General features: G+C 73.6%; 15 protein-coding genes. 3 read left to right on the top strand and 12 right to left on the bottom strand.

The features are described from left to right. Positions 1–63: 63 nt before the first annotated feature. Genes amaP through ACZ62B_RS36550 form a run of 5 tightly spaced genes read right to left on the bottom strand, consistent with a single transcriptional unit; the run spans position 64 to position 2,338 of the window. Positions 64–642 (bottom strand): alkaline shock response membrane anchor protein AmaP, encoded by a 579-nt coding sequence (gene amaP / locus ACZ62B_RS36570; protein ID WP_344563866.1) that lies wholly within the window; start codon positions 640–642, stop codon positions 64–66. Between the two features lie 2 nt (positions 643–644). Then, positions 645–1,259 carry a DUF6286 domain-containing protein gene (locus tag ACZ62B_RS36565; RefSeq protein ID WP_344563868.1) on the bottom strand — a complete coding sequence of 205 codons (615 nt, stop codon included), beginning with the start codon at positions 1,257–1,259 and terminating at the stop codon, positions 645–647. Beyond that, positions 1,256–1,636 carry a hypothetical protein gene (locus ACZ62B_RS36560; RefSeq protein ID WP_344563870.1) on the bottom strand — a complete coding sequence of 127 codons (381 nt, stop codon included), beginning with the start codon at positions 1,634–1,636 and terminating at the stop codon, positions 1,256–1,258. Before ACZ62B_RS36560 ends, ACZ62B_RS36565 begins: the two co-directional genes overlap by 4 nt. Then, positions 1,633–1,818, bottom strand: coding sequence for a hypothetical protein (locus ACZ62B_RS36555; protein ID WP_073937463.1), 186 nt, complete (start codon positions 1,816–1,818; stop codon positions 1,633–1,635). The genes ACZ62B_RS36560 and ACZ62B_RS36555 overlap by 4 nt, the downstream gene beginning before the upstream one ends. A 25-nt stretch (positions 1,819–1,843) precedes the next feature. Beyond that, positions 1,844–2,338, bottom strand: coding sequence for an Asp23/Gls24 family envelope stress response protein (locus tag ACZ62B_RS36550; RefSeq protein ID WP_344563872.1), 495 nt, complete (start codon positions 2,336–2,338; stop codon positions 1,844–1,846). 86 nt (positions 2,339–2,424) lie between these two features. Between ACZ62B_RS36550 and ACZ62B_RS36545 the strand changes: the two genes are divergently transcribed. After that, positions 2,425–3,150: a nucleopolyhedrovirus P10 family protein gene (locus tag ACZ62B_RS36545; RefSeq protein WP_469693702.1), complete on the top strand. Its 726-nt coding sequence runs from the start codon at positions 2,425–2,427 to the stop codon at positions 3,148–3,150. Between the two features lie 245 nt (positions 3,151–3,395). On the opposite strand, the gene ACZ62B_RS36540 is transcribed toward ACZ62B_RS36545, so the two are convergent. The 7 genes from ACZ62B_RS36540 to ACZ62B_RS36510 all read right to left on the bottom strand — a co-directional run bounded on the left by ACZ62B_RS36540 (position 3,396) and on the right by ACZ62B_RS36510 (position 10,740). Next, positions 3,396–4,199, bottom strand: coding sequence for an enoyl-CoA hydratase/isomerase family protein (locus ACZ62B_RS36540; RefSeq protein WP_468888709.1), 804 nt, complete (start codon positions 4,197–4,199; stop codon positions 3,396–3,398). Positions 4,200–4,306: 107 nt separating this feature from the next. After that, positions 4,307–4,528 (bottom strand): helix-turn-helix domain-containing protein, encoded by a 222-nt coding sequence (locus ACZ62B_RS36535; RefSeq protein WP_030858495.1) that lies wholly within the window; start codon positions 4,526–4,528, stop codon positions 4,307–4,309. A 368-nt stretch (positions 4,529–4,896) separates the two neighbouring features. Next, complete coding sequence (locus tag ACZ62B_RS36530; protein ID WP_073937472.1) at positions 4,897–6,495, bottom strand: ABC-F family ATP-binding cassette domain-containing protein; 1,599 nt, start codon at positions 6,493–6,495, stop codon at positions 4,897–4,899. A 58-nt stretch (positions 6,496–6,553) separates the two neighbouring features. Next, entirely contained in the window at positions 6,554–6,805 is a 252-nt protein-coding gene (locus tag ACZ62B_RS36525; protein WP_344563879.1) for a hypothetical protein, read from the bottom strand. 175 nt (positions 6,806–6,980) lie between these two features. Further along, positions 6,981–8,426: a hypothetical protein gene (locus tag ACZ62B_RS36520; RefSeq protein ID WP_468888736.1), complete on the bottom strand. Its 1,446-nt coding sequence runs from the start codon at positions 8,424–8,426 to the stop codon at positions 6,981–6,983. Positions 8,427–8,669: 243 nt separating this feature from the next. Next, the gene (locus ACZ62B_RS36515) at positions 8,670–9,797 is read right to left on the bottom strand and encodes an alpha/beta hydrolase family protein (RefSeq protein WP_344563881.1); all 1,128 of its coding nucleotides are present in this window, start codon (positions 9,795–9,797) and stop codon (positions 8,670–8,672) included. A gap of 169 nt (positions 9,798–9,966) precedes the next feature. Further along, a complete protein-coding gene (locus ACZ62B_RS36510) occupies positions 9,967–10,740 on the bottom strand; it encodes a class II aldolase/adducin family protein (protein WP_469693700.1) in 774 nt (257 codons plus the stop codon). A 141-nt stretch (positions 10,741–10,881) separates the two neighbouring features. Between ACZ62B_RS36510 and ACZ62B_RS36505 the strand changes: the two genes are divergently transcribed. Both ACZ62B_RS36505 and ACZ62B_RS36500 read left to right on the top strand, forming a co-directional pair. After that, positions 10,882–12,135, top strand: a complete 1,254-nt coding sequence (locus ACZ62B_RS36505; protein WP_344563885.1) for an inorganic phosphate transporter — start codon at positions 10,882–10,884, stop codon at positions 12,133–12,135. 31 nt (positions 12,136–12,166) lie between these two features. Further along, positions 12,167–12,388, top strand: a complete 222-nt coding sequence (locus tag ACZ62B_RS36500; RefSeq protein ID WP_217136093.1) for a hypothetical protein — start codon at positions 12,167–12,169, stop codon at positions 12,386–12,388. Positions 12,389–12,524: the final 136 nt, after the last annotated feature.

Raw genomic sequence — 12,524 nt, 5'->3', positions numbered from 1 at the left:
TGAGGCACTGGGGGAGGCACGACTGCCCGCAGTTGGGTGGCAGAGGTGCCCGCAGTTGGGTGGCTAGGTGACTCGTTCCGGGTGGTGTTTTACGGATTGCAGGCGGGCCTCCGTGGGGAGGGTGGAGTGGCCTGTGGAGGTTCGGGCGTGGGTGAGGGGGCCCTTCGCCAGGGCTTGCAGGGCTGTCGCCGGGTCGATGTGGGGTCGCAGGTAGAGGAGCATGCGGGTTTGGGGGGTGTTTCTGTGGCCGGCGAGGAGGACGTGGGCCCGGTCCACGCCGTCCAGGTGGCTCGCCTCCTCGGCCAGGGCCTGTTCCAGGGCCCTTCCGCGCAGTGACGCGCCCTCGTCGTCGCCGGTGTCGAGCAGTACCTCGGCCGGTCGGCGCCGGCGCAGCACCGCGAGCAGCCACCACAGGGAGAGCAGGACCAGGACGGCGAGAACGGCGATGACGACCGGCCACCACCAGCCTTCGTCCCGCCACCGGGTCCGCTCGGCCTCGTCCAGCAGCACGTCGTGCCGCCCGTCGTGCGGCCACCAGGAGGGCGCCGGCGCGCCCAGCCCGATCGCCAGCACGGACCCGCCGAGGACGACCAGCACCAGCCCCGTGATCCCGAGCAGCACCCGGTTGACGCCCTTGAGCATCGTTACCGCCCCTTCTGTCCGGGCCGCCGTACGCGCAGCGACAGCGAGGGCGGCCGGGCCAGGCCGAGGCCGGCCACGGCGTCGTCGAGCGTCGCGGTCAAGTCGGTCCGTACGTCGTCCAGTTCACGGAAGTGCGACACCACGCGGACGTCCGCGCGGGCGCGTTTCACCCTGACCCGCACCGACCGCACACCGGCCACCTCCAGGGCCCGGTCCCGCAGCACCGTCGCGGCGGCGTCCCGGTGCAGTGCCGCGCGGACGTCGGGATCCACGGGACGCATCAGGAGCAGGGCGCGCAGGCCGGGGGTCAGGGCGAGCAGCAGCAGCCAGAGTCCGAGGGCGGTGGCGACCCCGGCGCCGGTCAGCACCCAGATGTCGTCCAGGGGCCGTTCGGCGAGCTGCCGGGCCAGTTCCCGGCGCCAGCCCAGCGCGGCACGGTGGGCCCGCACCGCGACGACGTCGTACAGGAACGCGCCCGTGACCACCAGGGTCAGCAGCGCGACCAGGCCCGCGGGGACCCTGCGGACCGACCAGAAGCGCCGGTGCCCGCCGGAGCCGCCGGGCACCTCCGCGGGCGGCGGGTCCTTCTCCAGGACCGTGCCCTCGGGTCCGCTCATCGCGTCCTCCCCCGGGCCGCTTCCGGCGCGGCCGTCAGGTGCAGCCGTTCGACCAGGACGACGACCTCCGGTACGTGCATCCCCGCCAGGGAGTGCACCCGGTCGACCACCTGGCGCCGCACCCGCGCGCACCGGCCGCCGATGTCACCGGGGTAGCCGAGTTCGATGTGCACCCGGACCCGGGCGGCCTCGTGGCGCACCACCACCGTGGCGTGCGGCGGGGCGGCGCCCGGCGGCAGGGGGCCGGCCGCCTCGCGGGCCGCCTGCGAGGCGATCTTCGCGACCACCCGGTCGGCGATCCTGGTCGCCCCGCGCTCACCCGGCGCGACGGCGGCCGGGCCCCGGCCGGGTTCGACGACCGTGCTCACCGCCGTCACCGCCGCCGTTCGTCACGGGACCGGAAGAAGTCACCGAGTTCCAGGTCCCCCTCGAGGAACCGCCCGACGACGAACCCGACGGCGCCCAGCGCCGCCACCAGCAAGAACGCCCCGAATCCGCCGAAGTATCCGGCGAAGCCCAACGCCATGCCGGCGATCATGCCGACCACGGCCATGTTCATGGTGTGCTCCTCCGCTCACCGAGCCTCACTGAAGGCGGGTCTCCGGCTCCTCTTCCTCCTCTTCGGGCAGCTTCACGTCGCTCACCGCGATGTTGACCTCGACCACCTCCAGTCCGGTCATCCGCTCGACCGCCGCGATGACGTTCTCCCGTACGGCCCTGGCGACGTCGGCGATGGACACGCCGTAGTCGACGACGATCTCCAGGTCGAGCGCGGTCTGCAACTCGCCCACCTCGGCCTTCACGCCGCGCGTCACCGACTTCGAGCCGCCGGGCACCCGGTCGCGTACGGCGCCGAAGGTCCGTGACAGGCCGCTGCCCATGGCGTGCACGCCGAGCACGTCCCGCGCGGCCAGGCCCGCGATCTTCTCCACGACACCGTCGGCGATGGTGGTACGGCCGCGGGTCGCCGGGTCGCCGCCGCCGCGCCGGGTTCCCTGGCCCTTGCGGGGGGTGGTCTCCAAAAGGTTCTTCTCCGGGTCGGGGGCCCGTACCGGGCCTCCCTCGGTCATGTCGGTCATCGCCGTGCGTCCCTTCGGTCGTCCTCCACCGACCACGGTATGCGTGGTTGTCCGGTACCGCGCCCGAGATGCGTCAGGCTGGAGGAATGACGGCAGACCGATGGGCTCATGCGGTGCGGCGGCAGGTGGGGCTGGGCAGGATCCTGGCCCTGGGAGGGCCGCGCGACGGCGCGTGGATCGCGGAGCGGGCGGCGGAGGCGGTGCTGCGGCGCGCGGTGGTACGGGATGTGCCGGGCGTACGCCTGGACGGTGTACGGATCGGGCTCGCCGATCCGGAGGGGGTGACGGGCGAGCCGGTCGTGCCGGCTCCGCCGGGGGCGATGCCGCCGGGGGCGTTGCGGCTGACCGTCGAGTTCGCGGCCACCGCGGGGCGGCCGGTGCCGGTGACCGCGTCGCGGCTGCGGGAGGTGCTGGCGGAAGTGGTGGTGGAGCGGATCGGGCTGGCCGTCGTGGAGGTGGATCTGCGGGTGGTGGAGCTGTTGGATGCGGAGCCGGTGCCGGTCGCGGAACCGGCACCGGGTGAGTCGGCGACGGACGAGTCGGCGGGCCCCGGTGACTCGGAGACGGACCGGGTCGCGGCCGCGGCAGCCGCCGTGGCGGGGGTGAGTCGGCTGACGGGGGTGCTGGGGCGGGCGGTTCACCTGACCGAGCAGCGGGGCGGCGCCGGTCCGTCCCGCCGCCACGCGCGCGTGGACCTCGCGGTCGCGGCGGACGCCCGCCCTCTGGATGTGACCCTGGGGGTCCGTTCGGCGGTGACCGAATCGCTCCCGGATCGTCCCACCGTGGCTGTACTGATCACGGCGGTCGACTGACCGTCGGGAGGTCGCGCGACCCGGCGCTTGCGGGGTGCCGTCGCGCCCACCCGTGCCGCCCCAGCGGCACGACTGCCCGCGGGAACGGCGGCAGGCGGCTGCCTGCGGGAACGGCGGGGCGGGTGCTCGCGGGAACGGCGGGACGGCACGGCTACCCGCGGGAACGGCGGGACGGCACGGCTACCCGCGGGAACGGCGGGACGGCACGGCTACCCGCGGGAACGCGGCATGCGGCGGGATGGGGGTTATTCGCCGAGGCCGGCCAGGTCGCGTAGGCGGCGGGACTGGGCGGCTCGTTCCGCGGCGCGCTGGTCGTCGTAGGTGCGGGACTGGGCGCCTCGGAGCAGGGACTTGGTTTCGATGACGGCGTCCCGGGGGGCGGCCAGCAGGGCCGCGGCGAGGTCCCGGGTCGCCGCGTCCAGGTCGGCCGCGGGCACGGCGAGGTTGGCCAGGCCGGTGTTCACGGACTCCTCGGCCGTGACGAAGCGCCCGGTCGCGCAGATCTCCAGCGCGCGGGCGTATCCGACGAGGCCGACCAGCGGATGCGTACCGGTCAGGTCGGGGACGAGACCGAGGCTGGTCTCGCGCATGGCGAACTGCACGTCGTCCGCGACGACGCGCAGGTCACAGGCGAGGGCGAGCTGGAAACCGGCCCCGATGGCGTGTCCCTGGACAGCCGCGATCGACACGATGTCGCTGCGCCGCCACCAGGTGAACGCCTCCTGGTACTCGGCGATGGTCGCGTCCAGCGTGGCGTCGTCGCGACGCGCCAGGTCGATGAACGACGGCTCGCCCTCGATCCCCTCGGGCGTGAACATCTGCCGGTCGAGCCCGGCGGAGAAGGACTTGCCCTCCCCGCGCAGCACCACGACCCGGACGGAGCCGGGCAGCAGCCGGCCCGCCTCGGTCAGCGCCCGCCACAGAGCGGGGCTCTGCACGTTGCGCTTGGCCGGGTTGGTCAGCGTCACCGTGGCGATCGCGTCGTCGACGGTGAGCCGTACGCCGTCCTTGTCGAGTACGGGACCGAGGTCCTGGGCGGACGAAGCCATGGGGCGCCTCCGATGGGTGCGGTCGACCTAAGTGACTGCACAGTAACCACCCGGCCGGTCAGTCGGCCGACCGGGTGGTCACCATCGGGTCCCCGGGGCGCCCGGGATCAGGCCGAAGGGGCCCTTTTGCCCCGTGTCGCCCCGCCACGCCCTCGCAGCGTGACGCCCGATTCGCTGAGCATGCGGTGCACGAAGCCATACGAGCGGCCGGTCTCCTCGGCCAACGCCCGGATGCTCGCACCGGCGTCGTACTTCTTCTTCAGGTCTGCCGCGAGCTTGTCGCGCGCGGCGCCGGTCACCCGGCTGCCCTTCTTCAGAGTCTCGGCCACCCGTGCCTCCTCATGGGAAGTGCGCTCTGGTCTCCTCATGATCACCCCTCCGGGCCTTCATGGCCACCCATTCGGCAAGGTCGATGAGACAAGGTTGTGACGACGGGAGCGCATCCCCACATACGGAATGAGAGATTCCGCGGTGTGCCGACGGCACCTCCGAACGAGTTCTTCCGTGAAGTACCAGGTCAGAAAGGTGCGACGGCCGAGCCCCGGTTCACCGGGAACTCGGCCGCGAAATCCGTGTAGGACACACCTCGGGATGAGGAGATCTCACACGAATGATGGATCACCGATGGGCCGAATGATCCATACGCAGTGGATCACACCTTCGATCAACCCCGGCTGACGTCCCCCGGGCGAATCGCTCAGGCGAGGGCGACCAGATCCGCGTAGTCGGCGCCCCACAGGTCCTCGACGCCGTCCGGCAGCAGGATGATCCGCTCCGGCTGGAGCGCCTCGACGGCGCCCTCGTCGTGGGTGACGAGGACGACCGCGCCCTTGTACGTGCGCAGCGCGCCGAGGATCTCCTCGCGGCTGGCCGGGTCGAGGTTGTTGGTCGGCTCGTCGAGGAGCAGCACGTTGGCCGAGGAGACCACGAGCGTCGCCAGCGCGAGACGGGTCTTCTCGCCGCCGGAGAGGACACCGGCCGGCTTGTCCACGTCGTCGCCGGAGAACAGGAACGAGCCGAGCGTCTTGCGGACGTCGACGAGGTCCAGGTCGGGGGCGGCGGAGCGCATGTTCTCCAGGACCGTGCGCTCCGGGTCGAGGGTCTCGTGCTCCTGCGCGTAGTAGCCGAGCTTGAGGCCGTGGCCCTCGATGACCTGGCCGGTGTCGGGCTTCTCGGCGCCGCCGAGGAGGCGGAGCAGGGTGGTCTTGCCCGCGCCGTTGAGGCCGAGGATGACGACGCGGGAGCCCTTGTCGATGGCCAGGTCGACGTCGGTGAAGATCTCCAGCGAGCCGTAGGACTTCGACAGTCCCTCCGCCATGAGCGGGGTCTTGCCGCACGGGGACGGCTCGGGGAAGCGCAGCTTGGCGACCTTGTCGGACTTCCGCTCGGCCTCCAGGCCGGACAGCAGCTTGTCCGCCCTGCGGGCCATGTTCTGCGCGGCGACGGTCTTGGTGGCCTTGGCGCGCATCTTGTCGGCCTGCGAGTGCAGCGCGGCCGCCTTCTTCTCGGCGTTCTGCCGCTCGCGCTTGCGGCGCTTCTCGTCCGCCTCGCGCTGCTGCTGGTAGAGCTTCCAGCCCATGTTGTAGACGTCGATCTGGGCACGGTTGGCGTCCAGGTAGAACACCTTGTTGACGACCGTCTCGACCAGGTCGACGTCGTGGGAGATCACGATGAAGCCGCCGCGGTAGGTCTTGAGGTAGTCGCGCAGCCAGACGATCGAGTCGGCGTCGAGGTGGTTGGTCGGCTCGTCGAGGAGCAGGGTGTCGGCGTCGGAGAACAGGATCCTGGCGAGCTCGACGCGGCGGCGCTGACCGCCGGAGAGGGTGTGCAGGGGCTGGCCGAGCACGCGGTCGGGCAGGTTGAGCGCGGCGGCGATGGTGGCGGCCTCGGCCTCGGCGGCGTATCCGCCCTTGGTGAGGAACTCGGTCTCCTGGCGCTCGTACTGCTTGAGCGCCTTCTCGCGGGTGGCGCCCTGGCCGTTGGCGATGCGCTGCTCGTTCTCGCGCATCTTGCGGATCAGTACGTCGAGGCCGCGGGCGGAGAGGATGCGGTCGCGGGCGAGGACGTCGAGGTCGCCGGTGCGGGGGTCCTGGGGCAGGTAGCCGACCTCGCCGGAGCGGGTGACGGTGCCGCCGGCGGGGATGCCCTCGCCGGCGAGGACCTTGGTGAGGGTGGTCTTGCCCGCGCCGTTGCGGCCGACGAGACCGATGCGGTCGCCCTTGGCGACGCGGAAGGTGGCGCTTTCGATGAGGACGCGGGCACCGGCGCGCAGCTCGATGCCGGAGGCGGAGATCACGGACAGACTCCAGGGCAGGTATGGGGTGGCGGTGGGCGGCTGAGGACGTTCCCGCCGTCTAATGCGCGAGGAGAATGGCCATGCGAGCCATTCTAACGGGGCCGCGCAACCGCTTTTCCTGGGCGCGGGTGTACCCGGTGGTCTCCGGGGCCGGTGCCGGAGCAGTGGTGCGCGGACGCGCGGCGGCGCGGGGCGACGGCGTGGTGATGCCGGGCACGAAGGGGCCTGTCAGGGCGTTCGACGCGGCGGTGAGGCGTGCGGCGCCCGGCCGGTGGTGCGCGTCGGCGTCCTTCACGCCGACGCGCGCCACCGGCACGTGGTGGGCCGGAGCGCGGAGATCCTGAGGCCCACGGGGGACCGGGATCACAGCCCCGGGGCGGCGGCCCGAAACCCGGCGTCCCGGTCCCGCCACCGGGCGGGCCCCGGCGGACGACGGGAGCCGGGGGCGCGCCCGGGCGCTGCGGGCCGCTGGGCGGCGGGCGGTGTCAGCCGCCCGTGTGGACCTGGAAGGCGGCGCGGCGGACCGCCTTGGCCAGGGCCGGGTCGGGGTGGGCTGCGGCCAGGGCGACCAGGACCTGGACGGTGCGCGGGTGGCCGACGGCGCGCACCTCGGTGAGCAGCGCGGGGACGGTCGGCTGGACCGCGGACTCCAGATGGCGCACCAGCAGCGGGGCCTCGCCGTGGTCGGCGACGGCGGCCGCGGTGTCCACCCACAGCCAGGTGGCCTCCTCGCGGGTGAGGACCTCGTGGGCGTCCTCGGGGTCGGCGCCGTCGTGCTCGGCGAGCCACAGCAGGGCGTACGGCCGCAGCGTCGGCTCGTCGAGCACGGCGCGGACCTCGGGCTCGGCGGGGGCGCCGACCACGCGCAGCGCCTCGAAGGCGAGGCCGCGCAGCAGGGCGTCCTCGCCCCGGGCGGCGTCGATCAGCTCCGTGACGGCGCTGCCGACCGGCCGGGCGGCGAGCCAGGCGCGGTATTCGGCGCGGGCCGCGTTGGGGCGCAGCTGAGCGCAGCCGCGCAGCATGTCCTCGGCGCCCTGCTCGATGTTCCCGGCGGGGCTCTGCGCGGCGACGCAGATCTGCTCCAGCTTGACCCACACCGCCCAGCTCCCGAGCGGGGTGAGCGTGGCCTGCCCGTCGCCGTAGGTGAGGGCCCCGACGGAGGCGAGGGCGCGCAGCGCCCAGTCGAGCAGCGGCTCGAGCGGGGCGTCGGCGTCGGCGGGCACGGCGGGCGCGGGCCGGGGCCGCTGGAGCGGCACCCTGGGTCCGAGCTCGGTCCCGGGCCCGGACCGGGCCCCGGCGGCTCCGGCCGTGCGGACCCGCGGCGCGTCGGGACGGGCCGCGTCGGCCCCGGAGGCGTCGGGCTGCGGAGCGTAGTCGACCTCGCAGCGTTCCGTGCGGAGTTCCGTCACCCGCTGCTGGAGCAGGTCGAGGAGCTGGGGCACGGGGACCGGGCCGGCGGAGAGCTGGAGGAAGGAGAGGACCTGCGGCATGGCCGTGACGACCTCGGCGACGGCGGCGGCCTCGTACTCCTCGGGTTCCGGGTGGGCGAGCGACCAGGCGTCGCAGAGGGCGACCCAGCCGCGCAGCACGGCGCTGTCGTCGCGGTTCCAGGCGCGCAGCCGCCAGCCGGGGCGGGCGCTGTCGCCGTGCACCTCGATGAGGCCGGCCAGCCGGGCGGTGTCCCAGTCGGCGCGGACCTGAGCGGGGGTCAGGTCCAGGGCACGGGCCGCCCGTTCGGCGGTCGCGTCGGAGAGGGTGGCCTTGCCGTCGGCGGTGGCGCTGTCCCCGCCGGGGCCGAGGGCGGCGTCGGCCCAGCGGGCGACGCGGGCCGCGGCGGCCAGACCGGAGCGCGCCATTCTGGCCAGCTCCGCCGGGGCCGGCGTGCCCTCCGGAGGGCGTGGCGCGGGGCGGCGCGGACGCCGCTGGTTCATCGCTGTGGGGGCGGCGGCCAGGGGTCGCGGGCGGACGATTCGGAGCCTGGAGTCGCGCGGGATACGGGACGTCACGAGTGCAGTCTTCCTGTTGACGGTCCGAAAACCCAAACGGAATGCCGACGGCGGCGCCGGGACGGCCGGTGCCCCGGCCCCGGATGCGGTCGGGGGAGGGATTCAGGCCACTGGTACGGCCCTAAACGGAATCCTCGGCACCGGCTGTCCGGCACTCCCTCCGCGCGGTCACATCAGGGGGGTGAGGAAGCGCCGCAGCGCCTCTTCGCAGGCCTCCGGGTCGGCGTTCCACATCGCGCCGTGCGGGGCTCCCCTGACGGTGTGCAGGGCGATGGTGTCGGGGTGGTCGGCGGCGAGGCGGCGGGAGAACCGCCAGGGCGCCACCGTGTCGTCGGGGCCGTGGAAGATCTGCGTGGGGACCGCGATCCGGTCCAGGTGGAGGGCGCCGGGCCTGCGGTCGCCGTACAGACCGGTGCGTCCCTGGGCGGCGCGGACCGCGAGCGGCAGCAGCGCGCCCGGGGTGTGCCGGGCCGCGGCGAGGGCGCGCAGGGTCGCCTCCCAGCTGAGCACCGGGGAGTCCAGGACGAGACCGGCCACGCGTGCGCGCACCTCGGAGCGGGCGGCGGCGCGCAGCGCCATGGTCGCGCCGGTGGACCAGCCGTACAGGACGACCCGCCGGGCGCCGGAGTCCACGGCGTGGTGGAGCACCGCGTCGAGATCGCGCCACTCGGTCTCGCCGAGGTGGTTGAGGCCGTCCGGGGAGCGCGGCGCGCCGGGGTCGCCCCGGTACGCGGGGGCGAGCACCGGGAAGCGGTGGCGGTGCAGGAACTCCATGAGGTTCATGGTGTGTTCCCGGGTGGTGCCGAGGCCGTGGACGGCGATCACCCAGGTGTCCCGGGCGCCCGGCACGAACCATGCGGGCAGGGGTCCGAGTTCGCCGGGGACGTCGAGGTCGGTGTGGTCCAGGCCGAGGGCGCCGCCCGGGTCGCCGACGTACAGGTTCGGGGTGAGCCTGGCCCGGTCGCCGGGCTCCGGGGTGCCGTACGTGACGCGTTCGAGGCGGCGTACGACGGTGTCGGCGGAGTCCGGGGGGTCGGGCAGTACGGGGCCGACGACCGCGTGGAAGCCGTCACCGGTGAGGCCGTGGCGTCCGGGGCGGAGTGTGGCGAAGTCCCTGGTGAGGGTGATCCGGCCGGCGGCGGTGGCGTGGACGGTGAGTCCGGGTTCGGTGGGGAGGGGGCCGCCGGGGGGCATTCTGAGCGCGGCGTCGCTGGCGAGCCGGCCGGCGGCCACCGCGGTGGCGGCGGCCCCTATCACGGCGGTGACGGCTGCGGCCGTCGCTCTGGCAGTGCGCACGTTCTCCAGTGTCATGTCGGGACGGGTACCCGGCCAGTGGGCGCCGCACGGTCGGGCTGCGCCCGTGCTTTTCCGGTCGTGGGGTGCCGTCGTGCGGGGGTGGGTTTTTCGCCCCCGCCGCCCCTTCCCGTCCCGTCCCCGGGGGCTGTGCCCCCGGACCCCCTTGTCCTCAAACGCCGGACGGGCTGGGAGTGCCGGACGGGCCGGACGGGCTGGGAGGGCCGGACGGGCTGGGAGGGCCGGACGGGCTGGGAGGTTGTCCGTAGTCCCGTAGGCGGTCGCCCACCTCCGTCAGTTGCTCCGGGGTCAGCAGGTGGGGGGACAGGCCGGGGACCGATGACGCGGTGAGCCAGAGGTGGCACATCCATTCCAGTTGGGCCGTGCGGTCGTAGGCCTGGGTGAGGGTCGTGCCGTGGGTGACGGTGCCGTGGTTCCGCAGGAGGCAGCCGGTGCGGCCGTCGAGGGCGCGGAGCATGTTCTCGGCCAGTTCGTCCGTGCCGTACGTGGCGTAGCGGGCGACCCGGACGGGTCCGCCGAGTGCCGCCGCCATGTAGTGGATCAGCGGCAGCTCGTCGACGAGCGTGGAGACGGCCGTGGCGTGCACGGCGTGCGTGTGCACGACGGCGCGCGCGCCGGTGGTGCGGTAGACGGCCAGGTGCATGGGCAGCTCGCTGGTGGGGGCGAGCGTGCCGAGGACCTGCCGGCCGGTGAGGTCGACGCCGGTCACGTCGTCCGGCGTCAGCCGGTCGTACGGCACTCCCGACGGTGTGACGAGGACGGTCCCGCCGACCCGTACCGAGACGTTTCCGGAGGTGCCGACGACGAGTCCGTCGGCGACGGTCCGGCGCGCGGTCCCGACGAGTTCCGTCCAGGCGCGCGCCTCCTCCTCGCGCACGCCCCGGATGCCCCCTGCTTCCCGCCCGTCCCCTGGCTGCTCAGTCATGCCGCGATCCTGCCAGGCGGCCATCCGGCGGAGGACCCACCACCTCTTACGGTCACCACGATGCCCGTTCCAGTTCATCTTCCGTTCACCCTGGTTACCTACGTTCGACCAGCCAATGACCTCGAACGATTGCCTGGGTAAATGGAAAACTTCTCGCTGATCCTCGCGATTGTGGTGGTAACCGCACTCGCGTTCGATTTCACGAACGGTTTCCACGACACCGCGAACGCGATGGCAACGACCATTTCGACCGGTGCACTCAAGCCCAAGGTCGCGGTGGCCATGTCCGCCGTACTGAACCTTGTGGGCGCCTTCCTCTCGGTGGAGGTCGCCAACACGATCTCCAAAGGACTCGTCGACGAGTCCGGCATCCGTCCCGAGGTCATCTTCGCCGCGTTGGTCGGTGCGATCCTCTGGAACCTCCTGACCTGGCTGGTCGGTCTGCCGTCCAGCTCCTCGCACGCCCTCATGGGCGGTCTGATCGGCGCCGCCGTCGCCTCCGCCGGCTTCGGCTCGGTCCACGGCGACGTCCTCGTCACCAAGGTCCTGATCCCCGCGATCGCCGCCCCGCTGGTGGCCGGCCTCGCCGCGATGTTCGCCACCCGGCTGACCTACCGCCTGGGCCGGAAGGCCGACGGCAAGGCCTCCGAGAAGGGCTACCGCGCCGGGCAGATCGCCTCCGCCGGCCTGGTCTCCCTGGCCCACGGCACCAACGACGCCCAGAAGACGATGGGCATCATCACCCTCGCCCTGGTCGCCGGCGGCTCGCTCGCCCCCGACTCCGACCCGCCCATGTGGGTCATCCTCTCCGCGGGCATCGCCATCGCGATGGGCACCTACCTCGGCGGCTGGCGCATCATCCGCACCATGGGCAAGGGCCTGACCGACCTCCAGCCGCAGCAGGGCTTCGCCGCCCAGACCAGCGCCGCGACGGTCATCCTGGCCTCCTCGCACCTCGGCTTCTCCCTCTCCACCACGCATTCCGTTTCCGGTTCCGTGATGGGCGCGGGCCTGGGCCGCAAGGGCGGTGTCGTCCGCTGGTCGACGGCCACCCGGATGTTCATCGCCTGGGGCCTGACCCTGCCGGCGGCGGCCCTGGTCGCGGCGCTCGCCGAGTGGGTCTGCGGCTTCGGCGACTGGGGCACCGCCCTCGTGGCCGTCTTCCTGGTCGTCTCCAGCGCCGCCATCTGGAAGATCTCCCGGCGCGAGGTCGTCGACCACACCAACGTCAACGACCACGACGGCGCCGACGAGGAGCCGGCAGGCGTGGTCACCACGGCCATGGCCGCGGTCACCCCTCCCCCGGCGGGCACGGTGACCGAGGACCTCTCGGCCACGATCTCGGCCCCGGCCCCCACCGACCCGGCGGTCCCGCCGGCCAAGACGACCGTCTGACCGCGACCCGGTACGAAGGAAGAAGAGCACCATGAAGATCGACTGGGCGGCCCTCGGTTCCGTCTTCGGCGTCAGCCTCGTGGTCACCGTGGCCCTGGTGGGCCTGTTCACCCTCGGCATCAACGGCCTGTCCCGCCGCGAGCGGGCCGCCGCGCAGGGCGAGTCCGCGGCCCTGGCGGTCAGCGCCGCCTACGCCTGCTTCGCGGCGTGCGCGGCGGCGGTGGGCTACGGGATCTACCTGATCATGGCCTGATCACGGGCCACACCCGTGGGAAGCGGGGGGGGGGGGGGGGGGGGGGGGGGGGAAGCCCCACCCCCCACCCCCCCCCCCCCCCCCCCCCACCAACCCCCCCCCCCCCCCCCCCACAACACCCCACCCCCCACCAACC

It is taken from the genome of Streptomyces sp. NPDC053426 (assembly GCF_055585405.1).
Note: the sequence above shows the minus strand (reverse complement) of the source record. Positions and strands in the feature narration are given on the sequence as shown.

What these genes read in the sequence shown, in the direction of transcription:
- amaP (WP_344563866.1), bottom strand. Translation starts at nt 642, where the DNA reads ATGCTCAAGGGCGTCAACCGGGTGCTGCTCGGGATCACGGGGCTGGTG.
- ACZ62B_RS36565 (WP_344563868.1), bottom strand. Translation starts at nt 1,259, where the DNA reads ATGAGCGGACCCGAGGGCACGGTCCTGGAGAAGGACCCGCCGCCCGCG.
- ACZ62B_RS36555 (WP_073937463.1), bottom strand. Translation starts at nt 1,818, where the DNA reads ATGAACATGGCCGTGGTCGGCATGATCGCCGGCATGGCGTTGGGCTTC.
- ACZ62B_RS36550 (WP_344563872.1), bottom strand. Translation starts at nt 2,338, where the DNA reads ATGACCGACATGACCGAGGGAGGCCCGGTACGGGCCCCCGACCCGGAG.
- ACZ62B_RS36545 (WP_469693702.1), top strand. Translation starts at nt 2,425, where the DNA reads ATGACGGCAGACCGATGGGCTCATGCGGTGCGGCGGCAGGTGGGGCTG.
- ACZ62B_RS36540 (WP_468888709.1), bottom strand. Translation starts at nt 4,199, where the DNA reads ATGGCTTCGTCCGCCCAGGACCTCGGTCCCGTACTCGACAAGGACGGC.
- ACZ62B_RS36520 (WP_468888736.1), bottom strand. Translation starts at nt 8,426, where the DNA reads ATGAACCAGCGGCGTCCGCGCCGCCCCGCGCCACGCCCTCCGGAGGGC.
- ACZ62B_RS36510 (WP_469693700.1), bottom strand. Translation starts at nt 10,740, where the DNA reads ATGACTGAGCAGCCAGGGGACGGGCGGGAAGCAGGGGGCATCCGGGGC.
- ACZ62B_RS36505 (WP_344563885.1), top strand. Translation starts at nt 10,882, where the DNA reads ATGGAAAACTTCTCGCTGATCCTCGCGATTGTGGTGGTAACCGCACTC.
- ACZ62B_RS36500 (WP_217136093.1), top strand. Translation starts at nt 12,167, where the DNA reads ATGAAGATCGACTGGGCGGCCCTCGGTTCCGTCTTCGGCGTCAGCCTC.